This is a genomic window from Phytohabitans aurantiacus, assembly GCF_027923225.1.
Taxonomy (GTDB): domain Bacteria; phylum Actinomycetota; class Actinomycetes; order Mycobacteriales; family Micromonosporaceae; genus Phytohabitans; species Phytohabitans aurantiacus.
Genome location: NZ_BSDI01000014.1, coordinates 75,163 through 93,129 on the forward strand (window position 1 = coordinate 75,163; position 17,967 = coordinate 93,129).

Sequence of the window (17,967 nt, forward strand, 5' to 3'; positions counted from 1 at the left end):
GTCGCTCTGCGGCATCAGCCGAACGGCTCAGCGGAACGCGCTTTCCCGGGGATGTCAGAAACCGGTGTCGATGCGCCAATACTTGTCGACGTGCGCCGAAGTATCGATGTCGCACCAACCACCGTCGACAGTGGAGGGTCGCGAATGGACATTCCGGACGTCGCTCTGCTCCAGCCCGCGGTGGTGCGCGCCCCCTTTGCCGGCGCGGCCGCGCCGCCCGCGCCGCTCACCTGGGGGCAGCGGGCACTGTGGACAGCGATGCGGCGGCGCGGCCCCGAGCAGGCGTCGATGAGCATGCGGCGCGGCCTGCCGCTGCCACGCCGCGCCCCGGACGACGTCGACAGCGCCGTCCGCGCGATCGGCGCGCTGGTCAGCCGGCACAGCTCCCTGCGGACCCGGATCCAGGTCATCGACGGCGAACCGCGGCAGATCGTGGCCGAACGGGGCGAACAGCCCGTGATTCTCGTCCACGCCGGCGCACCCGACACCGACATCGCCGATGACGTCGCCGCGGACCTCGCGGCCACGCCGTTCGAGCACGCCGTGGAGTGGCCACAACGGATCGCGCTGGTGCTGGAAGCCGGGCGGGTGCGGCGGATCGTGCTCGTCTTCAGCCATACCACCGTGGACTTTCAGGCGGTCGAGATCCTCCTGCGCGACCTGCGGGTACTGCTGCTGCGCGGTGCGATCCCGACCCCTCCCGGCGCGCAGTCGGTCGACATCGCGCGGCTGGAGCAGGGCGTCGATCGGCGCAAGTCGGACCGGGCCGTGGCCTACTGGCTGCGCGGCTTCGGCCGGCTGCCCACGCAGACGCTGCCCTGGTCGGGACCGCCGTCGACGCCACGATTCCGCCGGTCGGTACTGGTCTCCGAGGCGGCCGGCACCGCGGTCCGGCTGGCCGGCGTCCGCCACCGGGTCACCGGGTCGACGGTACTGGTCGCGGCGGCCGCCGCGGTGATCTGCGCCTGGTCCGGCACCGGCGTGTGCGGGATCCACTCGATGGCCAACAACCGGGCGCTGCCCGGGTACGCCGACGCGATAGCCAAGCTGAACCAGGTCGGCCTGATCGTCGTCGACACCACCGACCGGCCCAGCCTCGCCGACCTGCTGCCCCGGGTCTGGCAGGCCGCCGTCGAGGGGTACCGGCACGCGCACTACGACCCGGCGCGGTTGCGGCAGGAGTTCGAGGCGGCCGGCTACCCGTACGAGACCGGCGTAAGCCCGCACTGCTTCCTCAACGACCTGCGCCTGTCCACCGAGCTCGACCTGTTCGGGCGGGCCACCGGCGAGGCCGAGGTGCGGGCGGCCATGGCCCGCTCGACGTACACGGTCGCCGAGGGGTTCGAGCATTTCCAATGGCGGCTGCGCGTCCAGATCCTCGACGCCCCGCCCGGCCTCGCCCTCGCGGTCACCGCCGACACCGCGTACCTGGCACCGCAGGCCGCCGAGCGTTTCCTGCGCGACATCGAACGGCTGCTGGTCGAGGCGGCCTTCGGCGACGTGCCGTGGCCGTGGCCGCCGCACGCGTCCGACCGAAGGGTGGAGACCCATGACTGAGCTGCCGCTCTCACCCGCGCAGGAACGGATGTGGTTCCTGGACCGGTTCGACCCCGGCCAGCCGAACAACGTCGTGCTGTCGCGGCGGCTGCGCGGCCGGCTCGACGGCGACGCGCTGGCGCGGGCGTTCGGCGCCGTCGTCGCCCGGCACGAGGCGCTGCGCGCGACGTTCGCGGAGCGCGACGGGGCACCGGTACAGGTGATCGGCGAGCCGGGCGCCTTCCCGCTGGAGCGGATCGACCTGACCGGCGAACCGGAGCCGCTGCGGGAGGGACGCGCCCGCGAGATCGGCCTGCAGGTCTTCGATACCCGGTTCGACCTGTCGCGCGGGCCGCTGCTGCGGGCCGCCCTGCTGTACCTGGGCGACGACGACCACCTGCTGGTGGTCGCCGCCCACCACATCGTCTTCGACGGCAGCTCCCAGTCGATCCTGGTGCGGGACCTCGGCGTGGCGTACGGCGCACAGCTGGCCGGTCGGGAGCCAGCCTCCGCGCCGTCCCCGATCGGTTGGCGCGACTACGTGCTCGCCCAGGCCGAGCAGCCCGCGGAGAAGGCCGAACAGGCGCTGGCGTACTGGCGGGAGCGACTCGCGGGCGCGCAGCAGCTGAACCTGCCCACCGACCTTCCCCGGCCGCTGTTCAAGACGCCCCGCACGGCGCGGGTGCGGCACCAGCTGGACCGCGAGCTGACCGGCCAACTGGAACGGCTCGCCCGCGCCCAGCGGTGCACCCTGTTCATGGTGCTGCTGGCCGGATACCAGGTGCTGCTGGGCCGGCACGCGGACCAGGACAGCGTCTGCGTCGGCTCCGCCAGCGCCGGGCGGACCCAGCCGGAGCTGGAGCCGCTGATCGGGAACTTCGTCAACACCCTGGTGCTGCGCGGCGACCTCTCCGGCGACCCCACGTTCAGCACGCTGCTGCGGCGCACCCGCACGACCGCGCTGGAGGCGTACGCCCACCAGGAGATCCCGTTCGAACGGCTGGTGAGCGAGCTGGACGTGGCGCGCGACGTGAGCCGCACACCGCTGTTCGACACCATGCTCATCCTGCACACCCAGGACCGCGCCGAGCTCGACGTCCTGCCCGGCATCACCGGTGAGCGCTTCGAGATGGGCATCCCGCAGTCCCTGTTCGACCTGGTCGTCGACGCCTCGCTCACGCCGGACGGCATGGTGCTGCGGGCCCGCTACGACTCGGCGCTCTACACCGCCGGCACGGTCGAGGTGTTGATGCGCCGCTACGAGACCCTGCTGCGCGCGGCCGCCAGCGACCCGGACCGCCGCATCGGCGAGCTGCCGATGGACGACGCCGCCGGCCAGCGCCGGATCCTCGCCCGCGGGCAGGGCCCGAACCGCTCCTACTCCGGTACCGTGCCCGCCCTGTTCGCCGCCCGGGCGGCCGCCGCGGCGCAGGCCCCGGCGGTGGGCGCGTACACGTACGGCCAGCTCGACACCCGCGCGAACCAGATCGCCCGCTTCCTGCGCCGCTCCGGCGTCGAGCCGGGCGCCGTGGTCGGAGTCTGCCTGGGCCGCGGCGAGGACCTCGTCGCGGCGCTGCTGGCCGTGTGGCGGTGCGGCGCCGCCTACCTTCCGCTCGACCACACCCTGCCGGCCGCCCGCCTCGCGTGGCTGCGGGCGGACGCCGGCGCCAGATACCTGGTGACGGCCACCGGCACCGCGCCGCCGGTAGACGACGGCGAGCCGGTCATCTGGCTCGACCGGGACGCCGCGGCGATCTCCGCCGAGCCGGGGGGACCACTCCGCACCGCCGTCGACGCGCGGTCGCTCGCGTACGTGCTCTACACCTCCGGCTCGACCGGCCAGCCCAAGGGCGTGGCGGTGCCGCATCGAGCCCTGACGAACCTGCTGCTGTCGATGCGGGACAACCTGGGCGGCACGGCGCGCGACGTCTGGCTCGGGCTCACCTCGCTGTCGTTCGACATCAGCGCGCTGGAACTGTTCCTGCCGCTGGTCACCGGCGGCCGGCTGATCCCGGTACCGGAGGAGAGCGCGAAGGACGGCGTGGCCATCGTGCGGCTGATCGACGAGGCGGGCGTCACGCACGTCCAGGCCACCCCGTCCGGGTGGCGCATGCTCGTCGACGCCGGCTTCAACGCACCGGCGGTGACGGCGCTGACCGGCGGCGAGGCGCTCCCGCCACGCCTGGCGCGGGAGCTGCGGCCGCGGGTACGCCGCCTGTTCAACGTCTACGGCCCCACCGAGACCACGATCTGGTCGAGCATCGCCGAACTGCCCGAGCGGGTGAGCGATGTGACGCTCGGCGCGCCGGTCGGCAACACCCAGCTGTACGTCGTCGACGCGCGGCTGCGTCCGGTACCGGCCGGCGTCCCCGGCGAGCTGGCCATCGGCGGCGCCGGTGTGGCGTGGGGCTACCTCGGCCGCCCCTCGCTGACCGCGCGACGGTTCGTCCCGGACCCGTACGGCTCACCCGGCGCCCGGCTCTACCGGACCGGAGACCGGGTCCGCTGGCGCCCCGACGGCGGACTTGAGTTCCTCGGCCGCACCGACGCCCAGGTGAAGATCAGGGGACACCGGATCGAGCTGGGCGAGATCGAGGCGCGGCTCGCCGAGCATCCCGACGTCGGCCAGGCCGCCGTCGTCACGGCGGGGCAGGAGCACGACACCAGGCTGGTCGGGTACGTGGCCGCCGCGCCGGACCGCACGCCGCAAGCCCGGCAGCTGCGCGCGTACCTGGCCGAACTCCTGCCGGCACACATGGTTCCCGGACAGATCGCGGTACTGGACAGCCTGCCGCTCAACCCGGCCGGCAAGGTCGACCGCCGCCGCCTGCCCGCGGCGGGAGCCGACGACCTGGAGGTACGCGAGTACGTGGCGCCGCGTACCGAGCTGGAACAGGCGGTCGCCGCCACCTGGGCCCAGGTGCTCGGCCGCGACCGCGTCGGCGTCCTGGACGACTTCTTCGACATCGGCGGCCATTCGCTGCTGGCCACCAAGGTCGTCGCCCGGCTCGGCGCCGCGCTCGGCCTGGACGTGCCGATCCGCACCCTGTTCCTGCGCTCCACAGTGGAGGATTTCGCGGCCGCCGTCGAAGAGCTTCTCGTGGCCGACATCGAGCAACTGTCCGACGACGAGGTGGCCGGCCTTCTCGACGGCGGAGCCGCCGGATGACGGCGACACCGGCGGCCGGCTCCCGCACCGACCAGCTCTCGGCGCAGCGGCAGGCACTCATCGCGCAGCGCCTGCGCCGGGTCGCCGCGACACCGCACGGGCAACCCGCGATCCCGCGGATGCCGGCCGGTGCCCCGCCGCCGATCTCGTTCGCGCAGGAGCGGCTGTGGTTCATGGAGCAGCTCGCACCGGGTACGGCGGCCTACGTGTTGCGGGCGGCGGTCCGGCTGCGGGGACGGCTGCACCTGGATGTGCTGCGCGACGCCCTGGGTGATCTGGCCGCCCGCCACGACAGCCTGCGGCTGTGCTTCCCGGCCACGGCCGACGGCCGGCCGCGGGTGCGCGTCGCGGACCAGGTCGAGATACCGCTGCGGGTGGTGCCGCTGGATCCGGCCGCCGGCCCGGACGTGCTGGGCTGGGCCCGCGCGCTGACCACGGCGGACTCCGGACCGTTCGACCTGACCGAGGCGCCGCTGCTGCGGACGCTGGTGGTCGAGGTCGGCCCCGACGACCACATCGTGCACGTGGCGATGCACCACATCATCAGCGACGGCTGGTCGCGGCCGGTGCTGTTCGGCGACTGGGCGGCGCTCTACGGGGCCCGGCTCGGCCACGGTCCGGTGCCGGAGCCGCCGCCGATCCAGTACGGCGACTACGCGGCCTGGCAGCGGCAGCGGCTCGACGGCCCGGCCGCCGAAACGGATCTGGCCTACTGGCGCGGGGCGCTCGACGGCGTACCGGCGCTGGAGCTGCCGACGGACCGGCCACGCCCCGCGGAGCAGGCCACCGACGGCGCCGGCTACAAGATCCGTTTCCCGGAGCAGCTCGTCGAGGAGCTGCGGCGGCTCGGCCGCGAGCACGGCGCCACGCTCTACATGACGCTGCTGGCCGGCCTGCACACCCTGTTCCACCGGATCACCGGCCAGCGCGACTTCGCCGTCGGCTCGCCCGTCGCCGGCCGCGTGCGGCCCGAGCTGGAACGCCTGGTCGGCCTGTTCGTCAACATGCTCGCGCTGCGCGCCGGCATCCACGAGCGGATGACGTTCACCGAGCTGCTCGCGCAGACCCGAGACCGCGTCCTGGCGGCGCTGAGCCACCAGGAGGTGCCCTTCGAACGGCTCGTGCAGGAGCTCAACCTCGACCGGGACACCAGCCGGCCGCCGCTGTTCCAGGTGCTTTTCGGCATGCACAACTCCGAGGGCCCGGGCAGCGCCTGGCCCGACGGCCTGCGGGCCATGCGGTACGGGCTGCAGATCACGACCACCAAGCACGACCTTTCGCTGTACGTCGACGACCGCGCCGACGGCATGTGGGGCGTGTTCGGGTACCGGACCGACCTGTTCGACTCCGCCACGATCGCCCGGCTCGGCCGGCAGTACCTGCGGCTCCTCGAAGCGGCCGTGGCGCGGCCCGAGACGGCCCTGGCCGACCTGGCGCTCATGGACGCGGCCGAACGGGCCGGCGTGCTCGCCCTCGGGACCCGCGCCCCGCGACCCGGCACCGCCGGCGGGACGCTCGACGCGATCATCGCGCCGCACGTGGCCGCGACGCCCACCGCCCCGGCCGTGGTATCGGACGGCACCACCCTCACCTACCGCGACCTCGACGCGGGCGCCAACCGGATGGCGGCCTGGCTGCGAGGTCGCGGCGCCGGCCGGGGCGCGCTGGTCGGGGTCTGCCTGCCGCAGTCACCGGAGCTGGCCGTCGTGCTGCTGGGCGTGCTGCGCGCCGGCGGCGCCTACGTGCCGCTCGACGCCGAGCAGCCGCCGGTGCGCCTGGCCGCCATGGTCGACGACGCCCGGCCACAACTGGTACTGACCACCGGCGACCTCGCCGGCGCGTTCGGGGCGGCCGCACCGGTCGTACCGCTGGACGAGGTGCGGCATCAGATCGCGGCGGCCAGCCCAGCGCCGGCCCCGCCCGTCGCCGGCCCCGACGACCTCGCCTACGTCATCTACACCTCCGGCTCCACCGGCCGCCCGAAAGGCGTCGCCGTCGCGCACCGGCAGGTCCTGAACTACCTGCGGGGCGTCGCCGACCGGTTCGAGGCGGTGCCGGGCGCCCGGTGGGCGTTGCCGCAGTCGCTGTCGTTCGACTTCGCGGTCACCATGTTCTACCTGGGCCTGGCCACCGGTGGCAGCGTCCACCTGGTACCGCGTCGCTGCACCGGCGAGGAGCTGGCCGGCTACCTGCGCGAGCACCGCGTCGACTACCTGAAGATGACCCCGTCGCACCTGGCGGCGCTGGCCAGCGAGGTGCCCCCGGGCAGCCTGCTGCCGGCCAGGGCGCTCATCCTGGGCGGCGAGGCGTCACGCCAAGACTGGGCAGCCGATCTGGCCGCCGGACCGGCTGCCGTCTTCAACCACTACGGGCCGACCGAGGCCACCGTCGGCGTGACCACCCATCGGATCGTGGCCGCCGAGCGTGGACCCGGCTCGACACCGATCGGCGTACCGCTGCCGCACGCCCGCGTCTACGTGCTCGACGAGCGCCTGCGGCCGGTTCCGGTGGGCGTACCGGGGCAGATCCACCTCGGCGGCGACCGGCTGGCCCGGGGCTACCTCAACCGGCCCGGCCTGACCGCGCAACGGTTCCTGCCCGACCCGTACGCCGACGAACCAGGCGCGCGGATGTACGCGACCGGAGACCTCGGCAGGTGGCGCCCCGACGGGAGCCTGGAGTTCCTCGGCCGCCGCGACGGCCAGGTCAAGGTGCGCGGCTACCGGGTCGAGCTCGACGAGGTGGCGGCGGCCCTGACCGGCTGCCCGGGCGTGGCCGCCGCCGTGGCCGACCTGCGCGGCGACCGGCTGGTCGGCTACCTCCAGCGCGAGCCGGGCGTGCCGGAGCCGGACGCCGCCCGGCTGCGCCGCCTGCTGGCCGACGTCCTGCCCGACTACATGATCCCGAACCAGTTCATGTGGCTGGACCGGCTGCCGTTGCAGGAGCACGGAAAGGTCGACCGGCGGTCCCTGCCCGAGCCCGTGGCCGTGGCGTCCACAGTGGAGCACGTCGCGCCGGACGGGCCGATCGAGCACGCCATCGCCGAGGTGTGGTCGGCGCTGCTCGACGTCGAACGGATCGGCGTACTCGACGACTTCTTCGACCTCGGCGGCCACTCCCTGCTCGCCACCCAGGTGGTCGCGCGGCTGCGCCGCACGCTCCCCACCGAGCGGCCGATCAGCGTGATGGACGTGTTCCGGTGCCGCACCGTACGCGCACTCGCCGAACTGGCCACCGGCGAGTCGTCCGCGCCAGCCGGCCGGCTGCTGCACGAACTGAGCGCACAGTCAGCGACGCCCACCCGGCGCTCGTACGTGTGCGTGCCGTACGGCGGCGCCAGCGCGGTCGTGTACCAGCCGCTCGCGGACGCGCTGCCGGACGGGCACCGCCTCTACGCGGTCGCCGTGCCCGGCCACGACATCGGGCTCGCCGAGCAGACCGAGCCCGTCGCGGAGACCGCGCGGCGCTGCGTCCAGGAGATCCTCGACACCATCGACGGCCCTCTGGTGATCTACGGGCACTGCGGGCCGGGCGGGGCACTGGCGGTGGAGATCGCCCGGCTGCTCGAAGAGGCCGGCCGGGACCTGGACGCGGTCTACCTCGGCGGCATCTTCCCCTTCGCCCGACCCGTCGGCGGGGTACTCGGGCGCCTGTCTCGGTTGCGCCTGCGCGAGCGGCTGCGCGCCGACCGCGTGTACGCGAACTGGTTGCAGGGCATGGGCGCCGACCTCGGTGCCCTCGACGAACAGCAACGGCGTTTCCTGGTCCGGGCGATGCGCCACGACGCGGAGGCCGCCGAAGACTACTTCACCGACCTCCTGCACCGCCGCGTCGAGCCGCTGCGCGCGCCGGTCGTCTGCGTGGTCGGCGAGCAGGATCCCGGCACCGACTACTACCAGGAGCGCTACCGGGAGTGGCACTTCCTCGCCGGCACCACCGCCCTGGTGGTACTGGCCGAAGCCGGCCACTACTTCGCGAAGTTCCGCGCCGGAGAACTCGCCAGCATCGTCACCACGGTCGACCGCCGCCTCGACCGGCCGGCACCGGAACCCGATCCCGGCGCCTCCTGGGAGCTGGCCGCCGTGTCGCACGCCGCGGGCGGCGCCACGAGCGGCGGCCCGCAGCCGGGGATGCGGCGCTTCCTCGCCGTCGCCGCCGGCCAGCTCGTCTCGACCACCGGCTCCGCCCTGACCGCGTACGCCGTTCCACTGTGGACCTATTTGGACACCGGATCGCTGCTCCGCTTCGCGCTGTTCAGCGTGCTCGGCCAGGTGCCGGGCATCCTGGTGGCACCGATCGCCGGGGCGCTGATCGACCGCGTCGACCGCCGCCGCGCCATGCTCGCCGGCGACCTCGCGGCACTCGCCGCGATCGCCATGTTCGCCACGCTGTACTGGACCGACGGCCTGCAATCCTGGCACGTCTACGCGTTCGTCGCGTGGCTGTCGGTCGCGCTGACCTGCCAACGGCTGGCGTACCTGTCCGCCGTACCGCAGCTCGTGCCCAAGCGCTACCTCGGCCACGCCAACGGCATGGTGCAACTCGGCGGCGGCGTCGCGCAGTTCGTGGTGCCGCTGGTCGCGGTCGGTCTGGTCGCCACGATCGGCCTCGGCGGCATCCTCCTCGTCGACCTGGTTAGCTACCTGTTCGTCATCGTGGTGCTGATCCTGGTCAGGTTCCCCGCCACGATGGCGCGCCGGCGCCGCGAAACGATGGCCGCCGAGATCGCCGGTGGGCTGCGCTACACCGTGCAGCACCGCGGCATCCGGGCGATGGTGCTGTTCTTCGCCGCGTTCAACCTCTTCCTGGCCCCGCTGTACCTGCTGCTGTCCCCGCTCGTGCTGGCGTTCGCGCCGCTCGCGTCGGTCGCGCAGGTGTCCCTCGCCAGCGGCGCCGGTGCGGTCCTCGGCGGCCTGATCATGACCGTATGGGGTGGACCCCGCCACCGCCGGATGCGCGGCATGCTGCTGATGACGTTCGCGTTCGCGGCGGCCGGCCTGCTGGCGGGGCTGCGCCCCAGCGTGGCGGTCGTCGCCGCCGGCGCCCTCGGCATGTCGCTGTCGCTGTCGGTCATCAACGGCATCTGGCTCAGCATCATCCACACGAAGGTGCCGCAGCGCCTGCACGCGCGGGTCATCGCGCTGAACATGGTGATCGCGCTGTCGACCATGCCGATCGGGCAGGCGTTGCTCGCGCCACTCCTGGTACCCGTCGCCGAGCCACTGCTGCGCCGGGACGGCCAGCTCGCCACGACCGTCGGCCAGCTCATCGGCGTGGGTCCGGGCCGGGGCACGGCGCTGCTGTACGCCGTCTTCGCCCTCTGCATCGCCGCCGTCGTCGCGGTGTCGCTGCGGGTGCGCACACTCGCGCGCTTCGACGACGACGTGCCCGACGCGCTCCCGGACGATCTCGTGGGCCTGCAGACCCTGACCGCCCGCACAGCCGCCCGCACCGGAGGAACCACATGAGCAGTGAGCGCTACGTCGTTGTGGTCAACCACGAAGAGCAGTACTCGATCTGGCCCGCGGACCAGGAGACGCCGGCGGGCTGGCAGGACGCCGGGTTCACCGGCGACGAGCAGTCATGCCTCGACCACATCGACACGGTATGGCTCGACATGCGCCCTCTGAGCGCCCGCCCGTAACCCGCACCCGGCCCGCACCCGGCCCGCCCCCTCGTCCGCGCCCCCGTGCGCGCGCCGCGCCCGCTTCGTCCCGTCGATCAAGGGCGAATGCACGTGGTTGGATCTCTTTTCCGCGTGCGTTCGCCCTTGATCCATGCAAACGCCCTTGATCGGCGGGGCGCGGATGCGTCAGCACGCGCCTGGCGGCACGCGAGCGGCCTGCGCGGCCGCGTCCTTGCCAGCAGCGTCACCCTCAGGAGGCCGGCATGGACGTGCACCGCCGCAATGGGCCGATGTGGACAGACAAGCGGAGCACGTCGCGGCAGCCCAGCACCGATCAGGCGTTCTGGATGATTCCGCTGATCGAGGCCGCCACAGACGCCGTGGGCGTCCGTCAGGTTTGCCGCCAGACCTGAAACTTCTGCTGCAGTCGCCACGTGCCGTCGGACTGCCGCGCCTGGTTGCGCCAGCGGAACGCGTCGGCCTCGATGTCGAAGAAGGTCCAGCGCAGGTCGCCGCCGTCGAGCACGATCTGCTCTCCCACTCGCGAGGCCAGGAACGTGTGCGTGCGCCGCCGGACCGGTCCGACCCACGTGGAGCGCCATACGCCCGTACCGGCCGCGGGATCGGGAAACCGTACGCTGACGCCGTGTTCGACGCCGGGCAGGATCCAGACGTCGGTGGTGGCCCGCCCGCCCAAGGCGTAGCCGAAGTGCCATTCGCCGCGGCGGACAGTCGAGGAGCCGTCGAGGTCGTACTCGGTGCAGTCCAGCGCCCATGCTCCGGCGAACTGCCCGAACAGGCTCAGGTCCACGCCGTCCGCGGGTCCGTCCGCGAGGAAGGCGGCGGCGATGGCATTGGACGGTTCGGTCATCATGTCAAAAGACGATAGCCAGGCCGTGGTGTCGGCGCGGGAATAGCGCGGGGTCGCCGCAGGCTGTAGCGGTCATGCCTGCTGTACCGCTGCCGGTCGCTGCCGCCTGGCAACACCGTGACGCACGACAGGGCTTCGAGGTCGTCTACTTCCGTACCGCTGACGACGGTTATCGCATCGACGGATGCACCACCGCGGTCGAGGATGGCGAGCCGTGGGTGGTGGAATACGCCATCCATGTGGATGCCACGTGGACCACCCGAGGCGCGCGGGTGATCGCGCGTTGGCCGGCTGGCACGCGCCGGATCGAGGTGGAAGCGGACGGCCGAGGCGGCTGGCGGGTCGACGGCGTACCCGCCCCGCATCTCGACGGTTGCCTGGACCTCGACCTGGAATCGTCCTCGATGACCAACGCTTTTCCGGTGCGCCGGATGGCGTTGGGTGTCGGTGACAAGGCGTCCGCGCCGGCCGCGTACGTGCGCGCGCTCGATCTGTCGGTCGAACGGCTCGAGCAGGAGTACGTCCGGGTGGCCGACGACGGAGTCACTCAGCGGTACGACTACTCGGCGCCCGTGTTCGAGTTCAGTTGTCGCCTTGTCTACGACGTCGCTGGTCTCGCTCTCGACTACCCCGGAATCGCCGTCCGCGCGCTCTGACCGCGCCCAAGATCCCAACAAAATCCCTGTTTTTGTTGCCTCAGACGTGCTGGGAGGCAGCAGCATCAGGGATTTTGCTGCCTCCGTCCGGGCGGGTCGTGTGGCCGCGGAGGGTGAGGCCGCGGGAGCAGCGGTCCTGCGCGCGGCGGACGTCGCGGTAGCTCTATCCGAGCAGTTGCTGAAGTTCCGGAAGGCGGGCGAACAGGACGGGGAGGCCGCGCACGCCGTCGCGCGCCGACTCGTGTGACAGTGCGAGGTCGGGGCCGGTGCTCGGCTCGACGCCGGCGAGGCAGCGGAGGATGTTCCACCTCGTGTGCCCCAGCCAGCCGCCGATCATGAACGCGAACCAGCTCGGACCCCACGGCGGCAGCGCCCCGCCTCCCGCGGCGTAGCCGTCGAGGACCGCGCGGAAGATGGCGGGCCGGATGTCGTCGAAGCCGGGCCCCTTCGCGAGGCTGAGCGCTGTCGAGCCGAGCTCGCTGGACAGGTCGAGCATTCCCGACAGCTCCCAGTCGAGCAGCACCGGCCGACCCTCGCGAGAGAGCAGGTTCCACGGTTGGATGTCCTTGTGGGTCGACACGACGGGGCCTGGTCGCTCGCAGATGTCGACGAAGTCGGCGATCGCGAGGAACGTCTCGACCTCGGAGGTGAGTTCGCCGGCCCACGGCTGTCCGGTCGCCGTCGCCCGCTCGGCGAGTTCGGGCCAGTCCCGTGATGGCGGGTCGTCGATCGAGACGTCGGTCCACGCGACGTCGAGCGCGTGAATGCGTGCGAGGATCTCACCGATCTCGAACGCGTACGCCTCCGGCACCGGTGCCTCGGGCATCTTCTCGCCCTCGACCCATCGATGAACGAGCGTGTGGTGGCTGGCCGAGATCGGCTCCGGCATGGGGATGCCGGCCGCGAAGGCCGCCCGCTCGAACCTGAACACGTCTTCGACGCGGTACGTCCAGCGGCGATCGAGGAGGTTCAACTCCTTCACCGCGAAGGATCCCTGATCGGTGTCGAGCCGGTACAGCCGGTTGGCGAACCCGCCGTGGACACGGGTCATCGGACCTGTCGGCGTGCCGAGACGTGGGAGGCCCACCCCGAGCCTCACCCCACGACGAGCCGTAGCGGCTGCGGTGGGTGGGTGTTGAGGCGGTCGAGCGCGGCGGAGGTCGCCGCGTCGGCGGGCAGGTGGACGATCAGACGCTGAGCGTCGTCAGCGGGGAGGTCGAGCGTCTCGTACGCGAGCCGGAGCGTGCCGACCTCAGGGTGGGCCAGCCGGAAGACGCCGCTGGACCTCGCCAGCGCGGGAACGGCGTCCACCCTGCGCGTGAAGGCTTCGCCGGCGGCGACGGTCAGTTCGTCTGCCAGGTTGGCCATGTGCGGATCCGCCCGGAACGGGCCCTGCTTGAGCGCCGCGACCTCTTCGTTGGCGACCTGGTCCCAGTCGGGATAGGCGGTGCGCGCCCGCTCGTCGGTGAAGATGAACCGGGCGTGGTTGGGCGTTGCCGCGTCGAGCAGGCCGACCGGTCCGAGCAGCCGTTCGTAGCCGGCGGTGTAGGCGAGGATGTCGTTGAGCCGGTTGAGGAGCACGGCCGGCGTCGGCTCCAGGCGGTCGAGCATGGCTCGTACGGTCGGCCGGACCGTGCGCGCCGGGGAGGCGTCACCCCGGCAGTTGAAACTGGGGTCGGCCGCCTTGGTGAGGTCGTACAGGTGAGCGCGCTCACCCACGGTCAGCCGCAGCGCGTCGGCGAGGGCGGAAAGCACCTGCGGGGACGGCCGGCGGTCGCGACCCTGTTCGAGCCTTGTCACATACTCCACGCTGACCCCGGCGAGGGCTGCCACCTCAGAGCGGCGCAGCCCGGTGGCGCGCCGGCGCGGCCCGGCTGGCAGTCCCACCTCGGCGGGCGTGACCGCCTCACGGCGTACGCGCAGGAACAGCCCGAGTTCGTTGTCGCTCACCATCCGAACGTAGCAGCGTCGATGATCGGGATGGTGGCCCTACCACTACCAGCCTCAGCCCGGCCTTCCTGGGCGCCTGCCGGCTGACGAGAGTTGCGGAAGGCAATCGAACTCTTGTGTGCGAGGAGCTGAATCATGAGGCGTACGGTCGTGGTCGTCGGCGGAGGTTATGGGGGCGCGGCGGTTGCCAAGGCGCTGGAGTCCGCAGCCGATGTCGTGCTCATCGATCCCCGGGACGCGTTCGTCAACGCCGCGGGGTCGTTGCGGGCGCTGGTCCAGCCCGACTGGGCCGGCAACATGTTCTTTCCCTTCGACACGCTGCTCGCGAACGGCACGGTGATTCGCGACCGGGCGGTCTCGGTGGACCCCGGCGGCGTCACCCTGGGCTCGGGTCGGCGCGTCGAGGCGGACTATCTGGTACTGGCCACCGGCTCCACCTACGCGTACCCGGCCAACCCCAAGGCCGACTCCATCGCGGAGGCGCTGGACGACCTGCGCCAAAGCCACAAAGAGCTGGCCGGTGCCGAGCGGGTGCTGATCCTCGGCGCCGGGCCGGTCGGCTTGGAACTGGCCGGTGAGATCAAGGAGGCCTGGCCGCACAAGCGGGTGACGATCGTCGACCCGGCCGAAGCGGTGCTGCCCGGCTTCCGGCCGGAGATGCGCGACGACCTGCACGGCCAACTCTGGGAACTGGACGTTCAACTGCGGCTGGGCGCCGGCCTGACAGCGTCGCCGGAGACCGAGGCCGGCCGGGCCGGGACCTTCACCGTCACCACCACGGAAGGGGACGAGATCACCGCGGACATCTGGTTTCGGGCGCACGGCGTGCGGGTCAACAGCGGCTATCTCGGTGACGGCAGGCTCACGACCCCCACCGCGCAAGGGCAGGTCTCGGTGACCGAGAGCCTCAACGTCCACGGGTACGACCACGTCTACGCGATCGGTGACATCACCGATGTCGCGGAGGCCAAAATGGCCGGGTACGCGATGCGGCACGCCGAGGTCGTGGCGCAGAACATCATCGCCCAACTGCGCGACGAGCCGCCCACGGCCACCTACCAGCCCTTGCCCCACCCCATGATCCTGCTTCCGCTCGGATCGCGGGGCGGCACCGGCCAGCTGCCCACACCCGACGGGCCGGCGGTTGTCGACGCCGCGACGGTGTCCCAGTACAAGGGCGCGGACCTGTTCACCGGCCGCTTCACCGAGCAGTTCGGCCCCTCCGCCGCCTGAATCCGTCCCCTCGACGAAGGGCAGAACCGTGTCTACACGTGAAGTCGTCTTCGGCTTCGGCGCGCACAGCGGCATCGACGACGGGCCAGAGCTGCTGCGCATGGCACAACAAGCCGACCGTGATGGGCTGAACATATTCTCACTGTCGGACCATCCGTACCTCGGCGAGCGGCTGGACGCGTACGCCACCATCGGGTTCATCCTCGGCCGCACCCAGCGGATCGCGGGCCTGGCCAACGTCACCAACCTGCCGACCCGACCCCCGACCATGCTGGCGCGAACGGTGACATCGCTGTCGGCGCTCTCCGGCGGCCGCATCGTGCTCGGCATGGGCGCGGGCGGCCTGTGGGATCGGATCGCCGCCATGGGGGTGCCGAGACTGTCACCGGCCGACGCCGTAGACGCCTTCGAGGAGGCGATCACCCTGGTCAAATCGCTGTCGGGCGGCGGCCCGCCGGTCACCCACAAGGGCCACTACTACCAGGTGGACCAGATCGAGCCGGCCCCGGTGCCAGCGCCCGCCGTGTGGACCGGATCGGTCGGCCCGAAATCCCTCGCCGCCACCGGCCGCGTCGCCGACGGCTGGATTCCGGGCCACGCCGCGGACTGGCTCAGCGAGCGGTACCGAACCTCACGGCCGATCATCGACGCCGCGGCGGCGGCCGCGGGCCGGGATCCGCGCGAGGTCCGCACGGTCTTCAACCTCCCCGGACGCATCACCGACCGCCCGCTGGCCGCCACGCGCGACCGCGACGGCCGCTGGATCGGCGGCTCCGCCGATCAGTGGATCGAGGAACTGACCGGGGCCGTGTTGGAGCACGACGCATCGGGCTTCACGCTGTTCTCGCCCAGCGGCGGCACGACCGACATCGTCTCCCTCGGCCGCTGGGCCAACGAAATCGCGCCAGCCATCCGCCAAGCGATCCAACCGATTTGAGCTGCCGCGACGTCCGCCGGGCTCGATACCGTTGCTCCCGCGGCCTCACCCTCCGCGTCCAGAAAGCTTTCGCGGTGCGGGCGCTGGTGGAGCGAGGTCGGCGGTGCCGGGCCGGCGAGCTGGTTGTGTAGTCGCGGAGGGTGAGGCCGCGGGAGCAGCGGGCATGGACCGCGACGGGCATCGCGGTAGCCCTCTTTTTCCATTAGCTCGCGTTTGAGGTTAGTCGCGTGACCATTACGCCTTCGATATCGCTTAGTGGTACGAATCCCCATAGGCGCGAATCGATGCTATGTGGATGGTCGCCGAGTAGCACGGTCATGCCGGCGGGCACGGGGTTCGGGTGACCGCCGACCGCTGGGATCACCGATTCCGGGACGGGGTCGCCCGGCAGGGCCGCCAGTCGTTTGACGAGCCAGGTGGACGCCGAAGACCCTTTCGTCGCGGTCTGGCGCCGGCCCTCTCGGTGGTGCGCGACCACGATATCGCCCACCCGAAGTCGACGTGTGCGGCGTACCAGAAGGCGATCCCCATCAGCGAGGTGGGGATGCATGCTGTCGCCCAGTACGTCGATGATCAAGAATCGGTGGCGCATCGTCACGGTGCCCGCGACGGCGGCCGCCACCGTGATCATGGCGGCGACCAGGATCGGTGATTTGTCGATCATGCACCCCCTCCATCATGAGGTTCGCGCCGATGTGCCCATAAATCAATGAGTTGACATTGCTTGATGGGCCGGGGTACGTTCCAGAGACCTGGCTAGTTGCTTGCGCAATATATGGCTCGCGACACGCAGGACACATGGGGGAATAGTCATGGACGTTGCTGTTGTGGCAGCAATATTGACGGTATCTGGCGTTCTTGCGATTTCTATCATCAGCAAGGTGCGCACGCGCGCGGGTTTCGAGGCGTTCGCCGATGCGATTACGGGCCTACGGGTGAGCTCCGCGCGTTGGTCGCGCCCGATGGCGGTCGCGGCGATCGCCGCCGAGACGGTCGTGCTGGCCCTCGTGGTCTGGCCAGCCGGCGCGCCCGTTGGCTTGGCGGCGGCGGTGTTGCTCTTCGGCACGTTCACCGTTGTGCTCGCGCGCGCCGTTCGACTCGGGTCCACGAGCGGATGCCACTGCTTCGGACCGACGAGCGCGCCCGTCGCCTGGCGGCACGTGATGCGCAGCGGTTTCCTCGCCACCGCCTCGTTGGCCGGCCTCTTGGGCATGATCGCCCTGCCGTCGGTGTCACTGGGCAGCCTCGACCCACCGCTCATCCTGGCGGCTGCCTCCGCGGCCGGCGTCGCCGTCGTGGTGCTGGTCTGGCTCGACGATCTGACCTGGCTCCTGCGCGGCGCGACCCCCGCGCGCTGAGTCCCGCACGACCGCTTGCGCGCCACCGGCGCGCCGCGTGTCGGCGCATCGATCCAAGAGACAGCGCATCGATCCAAGAGACCCTTGAGCCGAGGAGACACCGTGCTGTTCCTGTCCATCGCCGTCGCCATCCTGGCGGCACTGGTCCTCGTCGACCTCCTGTTGAGTGCCGCGATCATCAGGCGGCTGCGCGAGACCGAGACGAAGCTCGTCGAGATGACGACGCCGCCCGCGTCTGAGCTCTCGCTCGGCGCCGCGATGCCGGAGTTCGTGTCGTCGGACGGCCAGGTCTCCAGCGCCGAGCTCGCCGGCGGCCCGGTCATGATCGGGTTCTTCTCCGCTGGCTGCCGGCACTGTCCCGCCCAGGCCGAGGCGCTTGCTGACCGCGCGGAGGAGATCAGCCGGGCGGGTGTGCGGGTGGTCAGCTTCCTTGCGGTAGGCGAGGGGGCGACCGACGAACTCGCCCCGGCGTTGCGCAAGGCCGGCCTGCTGGTCACCGAGGGCGACCCGAGCGCGGCGATGACGACCTTCCAGGTACAGGGGACGCCGGCGTTCCTGATGTTCGGTGGCGACGGCCGGCTGCTGGGGCGCGGCCATGAGCTGAGCGAGGTATTCAACAGCAAATGAGGCG

General features: G+C 71.9%; 14 protein-coding genes. 10 read left to right on the top strand and 4 right to left on the bottom strand.

All coding sequences use genetic code 11. The annotated features are described in order from the left end of the window. Positions 1 to 144 precede the first annotated feature (144 nt). The 5 genes from QMG73_RS17285 (at position 145) to QMG73_RS17305 (ending at position 10,744) form a co-directional block, all read left to right on the top strand. Positions 145 to 1,557, top strand: coding sequence for a condensation domain-containing protein (locus QMG73_RS17285; RefSeq protein WP_281896767.1), 1,413 nt, complete (start codon positions 145 to 147; stop codon positions 1,555 to 1,557). Then, a complete protein-coding gene (locus QMG73_RS17290; protein ID WP_281896770.1) occupies positions 1,550 to 4,705 on the top strand; it encodes an amino acid adenylation domain-containing protein in 3,156 nt (1,051 codons plus the stop codon). The genes QMG73_RS17285 and QMG73_RS17290 overlap by 8 nt, the downstream gene beginning before the upstream one ends. Next, a complete protein-coding gene (locus QMG73_RS17295) occupies positions 4,702 to 10,173 on the top strand; it encodes a non-ribosomal peptide synthetase/MFS transporter (protein ID WP_281896771.1) in 5,472 nt (1,823 codons plus the stop codon). The genes QMG73_RS17290 and QMG73_RS17295 overlap by 4 nt, the downstream gene beginning before the upstream one ends. Beyond that, complete coding sequence (locus tag QMG73_RS17300; protein ID WP_281896774.1) at positions 10,170 to 10,349, top strand: MbtH family protein; 180 nt, start codon at positions 10,170 to 10,172, stop codon at positions 10,347 to 10,349. Before QMG73_RS17295 ends, QMG73_RS17300 begins: the two co-directional genes overlap by 4 nt. A 245-nt stretch (positions 10,350 to 10,594) precedes the next feature. Then, on the top strand, positions 10,595 to 10,744 hold the full coding sequence (locus QMG73_RS17305; RefSeq protein ID WP_281896776.1) for a hypothetical protein: 150 nt from the start codon (positions 10,595 to 10,597) through the stop codon (positions 10,742 to 10,744). On the opposite strand, the gene QMG73_RS17310 is transcribed toward QMG73_RS17305, so the two are convergent. Then, on the bottom strand, positions 10,723 to 11,205 hold the full coding sequence (locus tag QMG73_RS17310; protein WP_281896779.1) for a hypothetical protein: 483 nt from the start codon (positions 11,203 to 11,205) through the stop codon (positions 10,723 to 10,725). The two genes, QMG73_RS17305 and QMG73_RS17310, sit on opposite strands and share 22 nt — an antisense overlap. Positions 11,206 to 11,276: 71 nt before the next feature. Between QMG73_RS17310 and QMG73_RS17315 the strand changes: the two genes are divergently transcribed. After that, complete coding sequence (locus QMG73_RS17315) at positions 11,277 to 11,858, top strand: putative glycolipid-binding domain-containing protein (RefSeq protein ID WP_281896782.1); 582 nt, start codon at positions 11,277 to 11,279, stop codon at positions 11,856 to 11,858. Between the two features lie 163 nt (positions 11,859 to 12,021). Here QMG73_RS17315 and QMG73_RS17320 read toward each other — a convergent pair whose 3' ends face one another. Both QMG73_RS17320 and QMG73_RS17325 read right to left on the bottom strand, forming a co-directional pair. Further along, a complete protein-coding gene (locus QMG73_RS17320; RefSeq protein ID WP_281896785.1) occupies positions 12,022 to 12,909 on the bottom strand; it encodes a phosphotransferase family protein in 888 nt (295 codons plus the stop codon). Positions 12,910 to 12,953: 44 nt separating this feature from the next. Next, positions 12,954 to 13,811, bottom strand: a complete 858-nt coding sequence (locus tag QMG73_RS17325; protein ID WP_281896787.1) for a helix-turn-helix transcriptional regulator — start codon at positions 13,809 to 13,811, stop codon at positions 12,954 to 12,956. A gap of 132 nt (positions 13,812 to 13,943) precedes the next feature. Between QMG73_RS17325 and QMG73_RS17330 the strand changes: the two genes are divergently transcribed. Both QMG73_RS17330 and QMG73_RS17335 read left to right on the top strand, forming a co-directional pair. After that, a complete protein-coding gene (locus QMG73_RS17330) occupies positions 13,944 to 15,041 on the top strand; it encodes an NAD(P)/FAD-dependent oxidoreductase (RefSeq protein ID WP_281896790.1) in 1,098 nt (365 codons plus the stop codon). 28 nt (positions 15,042 to 15,069) lie between these two features. Further along, complete coding sequence (locus QMG73_RS17335) at positions 15,070 to 15,978, top strand: LLM class flavin-dependent oxidoreductase (RefSeq protein ID WP_281896793.1); 909 nt, start codon at positions 15,070 to 15,072, stop codon at positions 15,976 to 15,978. A gap of 202 nt (positions 15,979 to 16,180) precedes the next feature. Here the strand turns inward: QMG73_RS17335 and QMG73_RS17340 are convergent, their stop codons facing one another. Next, entirely contained in the window at positions 16,181 to 16,642 is a 462-nt protein-coding gene (locus tag QMG73_RS17340) for a S26 family signal peptidase (protein ID WP_281896796.1), read from the bottom strand. A 148-nt stretch (positions 16,643 to 16,790) separates the two neighbouring features. On the opposite strand from QMG73_RS17340, the gene QMG73_RS17345 reads away from it, so the two are divergent. Both QMG73_RS17345 and QMG73_RS17350 read left to right on the top strand, forming a co-directional pair. Next, a complete protein-coding gene (locus QMG73_RS17345; protein ID WP_281896799.1) occupies positions 16,791 to 17,336 on the top strand; it encodes a MauE/DoxX family redox-associated membrane protein in 546 nt (181 codons plus the stop codon). Positions 17,337 to 17,438: 102 nt separating this feature from the next. Then, positions 17,439 to 17,963, top strand: a complete 525-nt coding sequence (locus QMG73_RS17350) for a redoxin domain-containing protein (RefSeq protein WP_281896801.1) — start codon at positions 17,439 to 17,441, stop codon at positions 17,961 to 17,963. Positions 17,964 to 17,967: the final 4 nt, after the last annotated feature.